The organism is Streptomyces sp. SID8352 (assembly GCF_009862265.1).
Lineage (GTDB): Bacteria > Actinomycetota > Actinomycetes > Streptomycetales > Streptomycetaceae > Streptomyces.
This window is the reverse complement of record NZ_WWGX01000085.1, coordinates 19,973-31,635: the sequence shown is the minus strand read 5'-3', so window position 1 is coordinate 31,635 and position 11,663 is coordinate 19,973. Positions and strand designations below refer to the sequence as shown.

Below are 11,663 nucleotides of genomic sequence, written 5' to 3'. Positions count from 1 at the left end.
CGTGACCTCCTCCGCCAGCTTGTACACATCCACCTGCGCCCGCCCGCACGACGGACACGACACGATCTCCAGCCGCCGCTCCTTCAGCCCCAGCGACTGAAGGATCTGGATACCGACCTTGACCTCCTCCACCGGCGGCGCCGACAACGACACCCGGATCGTGTCCCCGATCCCCTCACTCAGCAGCGCGCCGAACGCCACCGCCGACTTCACCGTCCCCTGGAACGCCGGACCCGCCTCCGTCACCCCCAGATGCAGCGGATAGTCACACCGCTCCGCGAGCTGACGGTACGCATTCACCATCACCACCGGATCGTTGTGCTTCACCGAGATCTTGATGTCCCGGAACCCGTGCTCCTCGAACAGCGACGCCTCCCACAACGCCGACTCCACCAGCGCCTCCGGCGTCGCCCGCCCGTACTTCGCCAGCAGCCGCGCATCCAGCGACCCCGCGTTCACCCCGATCCGGACCGGAGTCCCCCGCTCCCCCGCCGCCCGCGCGATCCCCTTCACCTGATCGTCGAACTTCTTGATGTTCCCCGGGTTCACCCGCACCGCCGCACACCCCGCGTCGATCGCCGCGAACACGTACTTCGGCTGGAAGTGAATGTCCGCGATCACCGGGATCTGCGACTTCCGCGCGATCACCGCCAACGCGTCCGCGTCGTCCTGCGTCGGACACGCCACCCGCACGATCTCGCACCCCGACGCCGTCAGCTCCGCGATCTGCTGCAACGTCGCACCCACGTCCGACGTCCGCGTCGTCGTCATCGACTGCACCGACACCGGCGCGTCACCACCCACCGCCACCGACCCGACCTGAATCTGCCGGGTCCTGCGGCGCTCGGCCAGCTTGATCGGAACGGACGGCATGCCGAGAGAAATCGCAGTCATCTGCTGTGCAACCCCAAGTCGTGGATCAAGGTCCGGCCCTCGTTCAGCGGCGGGCTCCGGCATTCGAGATTACGGCACGGAACCGAACGGCGGGCACACAGTGCACGACTGGTCCACACGTTGGCGTCGACCTGCGGGGAAAGGGGAGTGGGGGCCGCCCCGGGGGGGACATGATCCCGGATTGGGCTTCTCGTCGGATGATCGGCCCGCCGTCGGCGCCACCCCGGCGGCAGGGGGCGGTGTCCGGGTGCCCGGCCCGGACGGCGGCCGGGCCCGGCCCTCGGCGCGGGCGCCGGAGGGACCCGGTGCCCGCGCCGCGAGGGGGCCTGAGGCCCGTCCGACGCTTCCCGTCCGTCTCACGGGCGACGACGGCAGTGGTCGGACAGGCCCTAACTGATGCGCACCGGATTGACCACGTCGGCCACCAGCACCAGCAGCGTGAAGCAGACGAAGACGCCCGCCACCACGTAGGCCACCGGCATCAGTTTCGCCACGTCGAACGGGCCCGGGTCCGGGCGGCGCAGCACCCTGGCCGCGCCCCGGCGCAGCGACTCCCAGAGGGCGCCCGCGATGTGGCCGCCGTCCAGCGGCAGCAGCGGGAGCATGTTGAACAGGAACAGGGAGAGGTTGAAGCCCGCGACCAGCATCACGAACATGGCGAGCTGCTGGGTGGCCGGTATGTCGAGGGTGGCGATCTCGCCGCCGACCCGGGCGGCGCCGACGACGCCCATCGGGGAGTCGGGTTCGCGGGGGCCGTCCCCGAAAGCGGCGTCCCACAGGGCGGGGACCTTGCCGGGCAGGGCGGCGAGGGAGTCGACGGCGTCGCCGATCCGGTCGCCCATCCATGTCACGGACTCGCCGAAGTCCTGCTTCACCACGCCGGTGGCCGAGCTGAAGCCGAAGAACCCGGCGGTGACGTACTGGTCCTCGACGATCCGGCCCTGGGAGTCCTTCTTGGCGACCTGGTTGGTGGCGATGGTCGCGTGGAGGGTGACCTCCCGGCCGTCGCGCTCGACGACGATCGGCACCTCGGCGCCGGGGTTGGCGCGGATCAGGTCGGAGAGCCGGTCCCAGGAGGCGGTGGGCACCCCGTCGAAGGAGACGATCCGGTCGCCCGCCCGCAGACCGGCCGCCGCGGCCGGGGAGGGCTTGTCGCCGCCCTCGCACTTGTCGCGGTTCTCGCTCTGCGCGATCACGCACTTGGAGACGGAGCCGACGGTGGTCGTCTGCTGGGAGATGCCGAAGCCCATCAGGACGGTGAGGAACAGCGCCACCGCGAGGACGAGGTTCATGAAGGGGCCGGCGAACATCACGATGACGCGCTTCCACGGCTTGCGCGTGTAGAAGAGGCGCTTCTCGTCACCGGGCCGCAGTTCCTCGTAGGCGGCCGAGCGGGCGTCCTCGATCATGCCGCGCCAGGGCGAGGTGGAACGGGCCTCCAGGCGGCCGTCCGCCCCGGGCGGGAACATGCCGATCATGCGGATGTAGCCGCCGAACGGGATGGCCTTGACGCCGTACTCGGTCTCGCCCTTCTTGCGGGAGAAGACCGTCGGACCGAACCCCACCATGTACTGCGGCACGCGGATGCCGAACATCTTGGCCGTGGACAGGTGCCCCAGCTCGTGCCAGGCGATGGAGAACAGCAGTCCCACCGCGAAGAGCACGATGCCGAGGATGAACATCAGGATCGTCATGCACGGGCCTCCGCCGTCTGTGCCGCAAGTTCCCGGGCCCGGACGCGCGCCCAGGTCTCCGCTTCGAGGACGTCCGCGACGGTGAGCGGAGTTCCCGCGGCGGGGGTGCCGTGTTCGTCGACGACCCGGGTGACGGTCTCGATGATCCCCAGGTACGGCAGCGCGCCGGAGCGGAACGCCTCCACGCACTCCTCGTTGGCGGCGTTGAACACCGCCGGGGCGGTGCCCGCGAGCCCCCCGACCCGCCGGGCCAGGCCGACCGCCGGGAAGGCCTCCTCGTCGAGCGGGAAGAACTCCCAGGTGGACGCCTTGCTCCAGTCGAAGGCGGGAGCGGCGTCGGGGACCCGCTCGGGCCAGCCGAGACCGATGGCGATGGGGCCGCGCATGTCGGGGGGCGTGGCCTGGGCCAGGGTCGAGCCGTCGGTGAACTCCACCATGGAGTGCACGTAGGACTGGGGGTGCACGACCACCTCGATGCGGTCGAAGGGGATGTCGTAGAGGAGGTGGGCCTCGATCACCTCCAGGCCCTTGTTGACGAGGGTCGCCGAGTTGATGGTGATGACCGGCCCCATCGCCCAGGTGGGGTGGGCGAGGGCGTCCTCGACGGTGACCTCGGCGAGCTGCTCCCGGGTGCGCCCCCGGAAGGGGCCGCCGGAGGCGGTGACGACCAGTCTGCGCACATCGGCGCGGGTGCCGGCGGCGAGGGCCTGGAAGAGGGCCGCGTGCTCGGAGTCGACCGGGATGATCTGTCCCGGCTTGGCGAGTGCCTTGACCAGTGGGCCGCCCACGATGAGCGATTCCTTGTTGGCGAGCGCGAGGGTGCGGCCCGCCTCCAGGGCGGCGAGGGTCGGGGCCAGCCCGATGGAGCCGGTGATGCCGTTGAGGACGGTGTGGCAGTCGGAGGCGGCGAGCAGGGTGGCCGCGTCGGGCCCCGAGAGGATCTCGGGCTGCCGCTCCCCCGCGCCGTAGCGCGCGGCGAGGGCCTCCCGCAGCGCGGGGACGGCGTCCTCGCGCGCCACGGCGACGACCGGCACCCGCAGCCGGTGGGCCTGCTCGGCCAGCAGGGCGACCCGGCCGCCGTTGGCGGACAGGCCGGTGACGCGGAAGCGGTCCGGGTTGCGCAGCACGAGGTCGATGGCCTGCGTACCGATCGAACCGGTGGAGCCGAGGATCACCACGTCCTTCGGTCCGTCTCCCGCCACGGGGGCGTAGAGGAGGTGCGGGTCGGCGAGGGGTGCTGGACTGTCGCTCATCCCCCCATTGTTGCCGTACCCACCGGTCCGCGGGGACGGGGGCGTCAATCTCCCGGGACCCGCTTCGCCGGGTGCCCTCCCGGGCGGGGCCGGGCGGGCGCGGGCCGGGGTGGACCGGGGTGCCGGTCCGGGTGCGGGGTGCCGCCGCGCCCCGGGTCCGGCACCGTGACGGGTGTCACCTGATCGGGCGGTGGAGGTTGGGCCGGGCGGTGGGGCCGGGGCTGGTGTCCGCGATCCAGGGGCCGTCGCCGGAGGGGTCGACGACGCCCTCCTCCAGCCAGGTGTAGACGCCGCCGAGGACGCCGCGGACGACGGTGCGGTCGAGGTCGTCGGTGTTGTGGCGGAGGCGGCCGAAGAGTTCCTCGATCCGCAGCCGGGCCTGGCGGCAGAAGGCGTCGGCGAGCTGGTAGGCCTCGCGGCCGTGGTCGCCCTCGGCACGCATCCGCTCGGCCCGGACGCAGGCGGCGCTCATGGCGAAGAGTTCGGCGCCGATGTCGACGATCCGGCCGAGGAAGCCCTGCTTGGTCTCCATCCGGCCCTGCCAGCGGGACATGGCGTAGAAGGTGGCGCGGGCGAGCCTGCGGGCGGTGCGCTCGGCGTAGCGCAGGTGCCGGGCCAGGCCGGGGTGACCGGGAGGGTCGAACTCGGCGTAGGAGCCGGGAAGCCGGCCGGGTCCCGTGACCAGGCCGGGCAGCCATCTGGCGTAGAAGGCGCCCGCCCTGGCACCGGCCCGTGCCTTGCCGGACAGGGGGGTGCCGGGGTCGATGAGATCCCCGGCGACGGAGAGGTGGGCGTCGACGGCCTCGCGCGCGATCAGCAGGTGCATGATCTCGGTGGAGCCCTCGAAGATCCGGTTGATCCGCAGGTCACGCAGCAACTGCTCGGCGGGGACGGCGCGTTCGCCGCGGGCGGCCAGGGAGGCGGCGGTCTCGTAGCCGCGTCCGCCGCGGATCTGGACCAGGTGGTCGGCCATCAGCCAGGCCATCTCGGAGCCGTAGAGCTTGGCGAGGGCCGCCTCGATGCGGATGTCGTTGCGATTGTCGTCGGCCATCTGGGAGGAGAGGTCGAGGACCGCCTCCAGGGCGAAGGTGGTCGCCGCGATGAAGGCGATCTTCGAGCCGACCGCCTCGTGCAGCCCGACGGGCCTGCCCCACTGCTCGCGCGCCGCCGACCACTCGCGGGCGATCTTCAGGCACCACTTGCCGGCGCCGGCGCACAGGGCGGGCAGCGAGAGGCGGCCGGTGTTCAGGGTGGTGAGGGCGATCTTCAGCCCCGCGCCCTCGGGGCCGATGCGGTTCGCGGCGGGGACCCGGACCCGGTGGAGGCGGGTGACGCCGTTCTCCAGTCCGCGCAGGCCCATGAAGGCGTTGCGGTGCTCGACGGTGACGCCCTCGGAGGCGGCCTCGACGACGAAGGCGGTGATGCCGCCGGGGTGGCCGGGCGACTCGGGGACCCGGGCCATGACGACCAGGAGATCGGCGACGACTCCGTTGGTGGTCCAGAGCTTCACGCCGTCCAGCACGTAGTCGTCCCCGTCGGGCACGGCGGCGGTCGCGAGGCGGGCCGGGTCGGAGCCGACGTCGGGTTCGGTGAGCAGGAAGGCCGAGATGTCGGTGCGGGCGCAGCGCGGCAGGAAGGCGTCCTTCTGCTCCTGGGTGCCGAACATCTTCAGCGGCTGCGGGACGCCGATGGACTGGTGGGCGGAGAGCAGCGCGCCGACGGCCGGGCTGACCGAGCCGACCAGGGCGAGGGCCTTGTTGTAGTGGAGCTGGGTGAGCCCGAGGCCGCCGTACTCGCGGTCGATCTTCATGCCGAGGGCGCCCAGCTCCTTGAGCCCGGTGACCACCTCGTCGGGGATGCGGGCGTCGCGCTCGATGACGGCGCCGTCGATCCGCGTCTCGCAGAAGTCGCGCAGGGCGGCGAGGAAGGACTCGCCGCGCCGGGCGTCCTCCTCGGCGGGGAGGGGATGGGGGTGCAGCAGGTCGAGGCGGAAACGGCCGAGGAACAGCTCCTTGGCGAAGCTGGGCCTGTGCCAGTCCTTTTCCCGGGCGGCCTCCGCCACCCGGCGGGCCTCGTGCTCGGTGACGGCGGGCCGGGAGGAGGGGGTGGTGGTGGCGGACATGAGGGTCACCTCGCCGCGTATCGGCATGGAAGGGGAGGTACTGGTCGGTGCTTCCCGATCGTGTGTACCCCTCCCGCCACGCCCCCGCCACCCCGGACACCGCCGTTCGGCCGAGCGCGGTCGGGCGGGCGGTCCGGGCCCGGTCCGGCGGGCGGTCCCGGGCGGGGCCGGACGGACGGTCCCCGCCCGGGACGGGGGCGGGCGCTACCCGGAGGCGGGCGGAACCCGAGGGCGGGCGCTGACCCGGAGGCGGGCGGAACCCGAGGGCGGGCGCGGCCGGGCGGGCCGTACCGCGGGGGGCCGCGGCACGGCCGGTGCTCAGGGTGCCGCGCCCTCGGCGAGCCGGGCCGCGATGTCCGCCCGCAGCGCCTTCTTGTCGATCTTGCCGACCTTGGTCCAGGTCAGCTCGGTGACGGTCACCAGGTGCTCGGGGAGCTTGAACCGGGCGATGTCGGCCCGCTCCAGCAGGGCGCGGACCTCGTCGAGGGTGACCGTGGCGCCGGGGCGCGGGACGACGTAGAGGCAGACGCGCTCCCCGAGCACCGGGTCCGGCATGGCGACGGCGGCGGCCTGGCTGACGCCGGGGACCCGCTGGTAGACGAGGTTCTCGACCTCCTCCGCGGAGATCTTCTCGCCGCCCCGGTTGATCATGTCCTTGTCGCGGCCCTCCACGACGAGGTCGCCCCCGGGGGTGCGGCGGCAGATGTCGCCCGAGCGGTACCAGCCGTCGGCGGTGAAGGACCCGGCGTTCTGCCCGGCGGCCCGGTAATAGCCGCGCGGGGTGTAGGGACCCCGGGTGAGGAGCAGTCCGGGGGTGCCGTCGGGGACGTCCCGGTCGTCCTCGTCGACCAGCCGCACCTCGTCGGCCGGGCTGAGCGGGCGGCCCTGGGTGGTGCACACCACGTCGTCGGGATCGTCCAGCCGGGTGTAGTTCAGCAGGCCCTCCGCCATGCCGAACACCTGCTGGAGGGTGGCGCCCAGCACCGGCCGCACCCGGCGGGCGAGTTCGTCCGCGAGGCGGGCGCCGCCGGCCTGGAGCACCCGCAGCCCGGCCGACGCACCGGCCCCGTGCTCCGCGGCGTGCTCCAGCCACCGGGCCACGACGGCGGGGACCACGGCGGTGTGGGTGACGCCCTCGGCCGCGATCACCTCGAAGGCCCGCGCGGGCTCCGGCGAGGGCAGGGTGACCACGCGCCCCCCGGCCAGCAGGGTGCCGAGGATGCCGGGGCAGGCGAGCGGGAAGTTGTGGGCGGCGGGCAGGCCGACCAGGTAGACGGTGTCCGGGCCGACCGCGGCGACCTCCGCGCTGGCGCGGGCGTTGTAGGCGTAGTCGTCGTGGGTGCGGGCGATCAGCTTGGGCAGTCCGGTGGTACCGCCGGAGAGCAGGAAGACGGCGACGTCCCCGGGGGCCGGGGCGTGGGCGTCCAGCCGGGCGCGGTCGCCCTCCGGGTCGGTGGCCGGGGCGCACAGGGCCCGCAGGTCGACGCTGCCGGGGGCGAGGTCGTCGCCCGCGACCAGCACGTGCCAGCCGGCGCCGGTCGCGGCCCGGACCTCGTCCGCGAGCCGGTGGCCGAGGCGCTGGTGGTCGAAGTCCCGGATCCGGTCGGGCACGGCGATGGCGACGGCCTCGGCGTGGACGGCCAGGTGGCGCAGTTCGGTGCGCCGGTGGGCGGGCAGCGCCATCACGGGCACGATCCCGGCGCGCAGACAGGCCAGGGTGAGGACGACGAACTCCCAGCCGTTGCCGAGCTGGACGACGATCCGGTCCCCGGGGGCGAGGCCGAGGTCCAGCAGGCGGACGGCGGCGGCGTCGGCCCGGTCGGCCAGTTCCCCGTGGGTGAGGCGGATCCGGGTGCCGTGCGGCGCCCCGGCGTCCACGAGGGCCTCGGCGCCGGGCGTGCGGTCGGCGGCGCGGCGCAGCAGGGTGCCGAGCGGCACCCCGGCCCAGTACCCCTCGGCGCGGTAGCGGGCCGCCTCCGGGGCGGGCCAGGGCACGGTGTTCTCAGCGATCGGCGTGGGCATCGTCGGCCTCCCTGGTGATGACGACGGCGTCGAGTGCGACCAGTCCGCGGGCGGTCAGTCGCAGGGGGTTGACCTCGATCTCGTCGAGACCGGGGCCGGCGGCGAGCAGGTCGCCGAGGGCGGCGACGGTCCGGCCGAGGGCGCGGCGGTCCAGGACGGGGCCGCCGCGCCAGCCGTCGAGGAGGGCGTGCCCGGCCAGTTCGGCGGGCATGGCGGCGGCCTCGGCCGGGGTGAGCGGGGCGAGCCGGACGGCGACGTCGGCCAGCGCCTCGGCGGTGGTGCCGCCCAGCCCGAGGAGCACCACCGGCCCGAAGACGGGGTCGCGGCGGGCCCCGACGACGAGGTCGACCCCGGCGGGCGCCATCGCCTCGACGAGGTAGCGCCGGGCCCCGGCGGCGTCGAGGGCGTCCAGCGCGGCGTCGAGGGCGGCGGGGGTGGCGACGTCCAGGTGGACGCCGCCGATCTCGGTCTTGTGCAGGACCCGGGCGTCGAGGAGCTTGACGGCCACGGGTCCGCCCAGGGCGGTGAGCGCGGCGTGCGCCTCGGCCCGGTCGGCGCAGGCGCGGCGGGGCATGGTGGCGATGCCGAGCCGGCCGAGGAGTTCCTTCGCCCCGTGCTCGTCGAGGGGGCCGGTGACGCCGGCGGGGACCTCGGCGCGGTCCGGTGACGGTCCGGCGGGGACCCGGGCGCGGGCGTCGGCGAGCAGGGCACCAGCGGCGGCGGCCGTGCCGCGCGGGTCGGCGGCCACGGCGACGCCGGCGTCCCGCAGGGCCCGCCGGGCGCGGGTGACCTCCTCGCCGGTGCCGCCGAGGCCCAGGACGAGGGGGACGCCGTCGGTGGCGCCCTCCGCGGCGGCGGCGACGAGGTCCACGGCGCCGGGCTCGTGCAGGGCGTAGGCGGCGATCACGTCGACGCCCGGGTCGGCGCCGACGGCGGCGAGGACGCGGCCGAGCGCGGGTCCGGGGCGGCCGGTGTCGACGGGGTTGCGCTGGTAGGTCAGCGGGGGCAGCAGGCCGCCGAGGGTGTCGCGGGTGGCGCCGGTCAGCTCGGGGACGCGGGCGCGGCGTCCGCGCAGGTCGTCCAGGAGCAGCAGGCCGGGCCCCGCCTGGGCGGTGACGACGCCGACGCCCGGGTCGCGGTGCGGGCGGGCGCGGGTGACGGCGAGGGCGCCGACGGCGTCGGCGAGTTCGCGTTCGTCGTCGACGAGCACGGCCCCGGCCTGGGCGAGGGCGGCCCGGGTGGTGCGCCAGGAGGTGGCGAGCGCCCCGGTGTGGGAGGCGGCGAAGGCGCCGATGTCGTGGCGGCCGACGACGAGGGCGACGACCGGCAGGCGGACGGTGGCGCGGCGGACGGCGTCGACCAGCCGGGGGCCGTCGGCGACGGATTCGAGGTGGAGCGCGACGGCGGCGGTGGCCGGGTCGTCGGCCAGGTGGTCGAGGACGTCGGGCGCGGTGACGCCGGCGCCGTTGCCGAGGCCGACGGCGAGGCTGAGCCCGTGCCCGGCCTCGGCCAGCAGGAAGGCGAGGGCGTGGTTGACGCCGCCGCTGGCCGCGACGACGGCGATCCGGCCGGGTTCGATGTCCCCGGCGCCGGGGACGAAGCTGGCGGTCACCCCGGCGTGGGGGGCGAGGAAGCCGCTGGTGTTGGGGCCGAGGAGGCGGACGCCGGTGGCGGCGGCGGTCGCGGCGAGCCGGTCCTGGAGCGCGGCGCCCCCGGGACCGGTCTCGGCGAAGCCGCCGCCGCAGACCACGGCGGCGCGCGCGCCGGCGTCGGCGGCCTCGGCGAGGACACCGGGGCAGGCGGCGGCCGGGACGCAGAGCACCGCGAGGTCGACGGGCCCGTCGGCGGCGGCCTCCCGGACCGTGCCGTACATGGTGGCGTCGCGGTCGTTGACGAGGGCCAGGTGGCCCCCGGCGGCGGCGAACGGGGCGAGCGAGCGGGCCATGGCGGCGCCGAGCTTGCCGGGGCTGCGCGAGGCGCCGACGACGGCGATGCCGCGCGGTGCGAACAGCGGGTCGAGGGCGCGGGCGGCGGGGGCGTTCACGCGGGCACCGCCACGAGGTCGGCGCGGCCGGAGAGCACCGCGGTCAGGGCGAGGTCGCGGTTGGCGCCGGGGTCGATCAGCAGGGCGGGCAGCCCCTCCGCCATCCGGGCCTGTTCGCAGACCAGGACGCGGGTCAGGGGGGTGCCGCCGTGCACGGCGACGAGGTCGGGGCCGCCGGGTCCGCCGAGCGCGGCGAGCCGGGCGTGGACGGCGGGCAGGCCGGCCTCGCTGTCGGGGGCGGCCACCAGGGCGCCCCAGGGTCCGGCCGACGGGGTCTCGGACAGGGCGAGTTCGCCGGTGCCGCGGACGGCGGCGGGGGTGCCGTCGGCGCGGGTGACGAGGGGGACCAGCCGTCCGGCGGCGGACCAGTGGGCGCTCTCGAAGGGCGTGTCCAGGGGGGCGGCGCCGTGGGTCCGGGCCCAGCCGAGGTGGCTGGCGCCGACGAAGTCGGGGGCGCGGCGGGCGAGCCGGGCGTCGGTGATGCTGCGGGAGAGGAAGTGGTAGGCGAACTGCCAGGGAGCGAAGGTGTCGTGGTAGCGGCCGAAGTGCTCCCACCAGGACAGGCTGGGGCGGGCGGAGTCCTGGATGCGGCGGACGGAGGGCTGGGCGGCCCGCTCGTAGGCGGCCAGGGCGGCGGGGAGGTCGCCGGGGTGGGCGGTGAGGGCGGCGGCGAGGGCGATGGCGTCCTCCATGGCCATCTTGGTGCCGGAGCCGACGGAGAAGTGCGCGGTGTGCACGGCGTCGCCGAGCAGGACGACGGGGCGCGGGTCCAGGGTGTGCCAGTGGCGGGTCCGGCGGGTGCGGAAGCTGCCCCACCGGGAGTTGTTGGTGAGCAGGCGTCCGCCGTCGATGTGCTCCGCGAACAGCTTCTCCAGGTAGTCGCGGGAGCGGGTGTCGCTGGGGCCCGGCGGCCGGGTCACGTCGAACGCGTCGAGTCCGGCGCGCCGCCAGGACTCCTCGTCGGTCTCCACGATGAACGTCGAGACGCTGTCGGAGACCGGGTAGCCGTGCACGGCGAACACGCCGTCGGGGCCGCGTTCGTGGATGAAGGTGAGCCCGTCGAAGAGGTGGTCGGTGCCGAACCAGATGAACTTGGCGGCGGCGGTCTCCACCTCGGCGCCCAGGGCGGGGGCCAGTTGCTCGCGGAGGGCCGATCCGGTGCCGTCGGCGGCGACGACGAGGTCGTAGCCGGTCAGGTCGTCGAGGCCGACCTCGGTGGAGAAGCGCAGGTCGACGCCGACGTCCCGGGCGCGGTCCTGCATCAGCAGGAGCAGGGTGCGCCGCGCGACGGCGGCCATGCCGTTGCCCCCGCAGCGGATCCGCTCGCCCTTGAGGCGGACCTCGATCTCGTCCCAGTGGCGGCCGTGTTCGTCCAGCGCCCGGCGCAGTACGGGGTCGGCCTCGTGGATGCCGGCCAGGGTGCGGTCGGAGAACACGACGCCGAAGCCGAAGGTGTCGTCGGCGCGGTTGCGTTCGAAGACGGTGACCTCGGCCGAGGGATCCGCCCGGCGGATCAGGGTGGCGAGGAACAGCCCTCCGGGCCCGCCTCCCGCGACTGCGATGCGCATCGAAAGCTCCTTGCTCTGGTGGTGCCGGCGGACCGCGCGCCCGTCCCCGGCCGGGGCGGGCGCGCG

The 11,663-nt window shown here is 75.1% G+C and carries 7 protein-coding genes; all 7 read right to left on the bottom strand.

Features of this window, described 5'->3' with window-relative positions:
- The coding region (gene ispG / locus GTY84_RS25460) for a flavodoxin-dependent (E)-4-hydroxy-3-methylbut-2-enyl-diphosphate synthase (RefSeq protein ID WP_161228737.1) at nt 1–894 on the bottom strand (894 nt) is incomplete at its 3' end.
- A 389-nt stretch (nt 895–1,283) separates the two neighbouring features.
- A complete protein-coding gene (locus GTY84_RS25455; RefSeq protein ID WP_202551731.1) occupies nt 1,284–2,576 on the bottom strand; it encodes a site-2 protease family protein in 1,293 nt (430 codons plus the stop codon).
- A gap of 8 nt (nt 2,577–2,584) precedes the next feature.
- A complete protein-coding gene (gene dxr / locus GTY84_RS25450; protein WP_161228731.1) occupies nt 2,585–3,841 on the bottom strand; it encodes a 1-deoxy-D-xylulose-5-phosphate reductoisomerase in 1,257 nt (418 codons plus the stop codon).
- A gap of 175 nt (nt 3,842–4,016) precedes the next feature.
- On the bottom strand, nt 4,017–5,963 hold the full coding sequence (locus tag GTY84_RS25445; RefSeq protein WP_161228730.1) for an acyl-CoA dehydrogenase family protein: 1,947 nt from the start codon (nt 5,961–5,963) through the stop codon (nt 4,017–4,019).
- 318 nt (nt 5,964–6,281) lie between these two features.
- Nucleotides 6,282–7,985, bottom strand: coding sequence for an AMP-binding protein (locus tag GTY84_RS25440; protein ID WP_161228729.1), 1,704 nt, complete (start codon nt 7,983–7,985; stop codon nt 6,282–6,284).
- Nucleotides 7,966–10,029, bottom strand: a complete 2,064-nt coding sequence (locus tag GTY84_RS25435) for an acetate--CoA ligase family protein (protein ID WP_345943525.1) — start codon at nt 10,027–10,029, stop codon at nt 7,966–7,968. Before GTY84_RS25435 ends, GTY84_RS25440 begins: the two co-directional genes overlap by 20 nt.
- Nucleotides 10,026–11,597: an FAD-dependent monooxygenase gene (locus GTY84_RS34745; RefSeq protein WP_161228728.1), complete on the bottom strand. Its 1,572-nt coding sequence runs from the start codon at nt 11,595–11,597 to the stop codon at nt 10,026–10,028. Before GTY84_RS34745 ends, GTY84_RS25435 begins: the two co-directional genes overlap by 4 nt.
- Between the last annotated feature and the right edge of the window lie 66 nt (nt 11,598–11,663).

What these genes read in the sequence shown, in the direction of transcription:
- GTY84_RS25455 (WP_202551731.1), bottom strand. Translation starts at nt 2,576, where the DNA reads ATGTTCATCCTCGGCATCGTGCTCTTCGCGGTGGGACTGCTGTTCTCC.
- dxr (WP_161228731.1), bottom strand. Translation starts at nt 3,841, where the DNA reads ATGAGCGACAGTCCAGCACCCCTCGCCGACCCGCACCTCCTCTACGCC.
- GTY84_RS25445 (WP_161228730.1), bottom strand. Translation starts at nt 5,963, where the DNA reads ATGTCCGCCACCACCACCCCCTCCTCCCGGCCCGCCGTCACCGAGCAC.
- GTY84_RS25440 (WP_161228729.1), bottom strand. Translation starts at nt 7,985, where the DNA reads ATGCCCACGCCGATCGCTGAGAACACCGTGCCCTGGCCCGCCCCGGAG.
- GTY84_RS34745 (WP_161228728.1), bottom strand. Translation starts at nt 11,597, where the DNA reads ATGCGCATCGCAGTCGCGGGAGGCGGGCCCGGAGGGCTGTTCCTCGCC.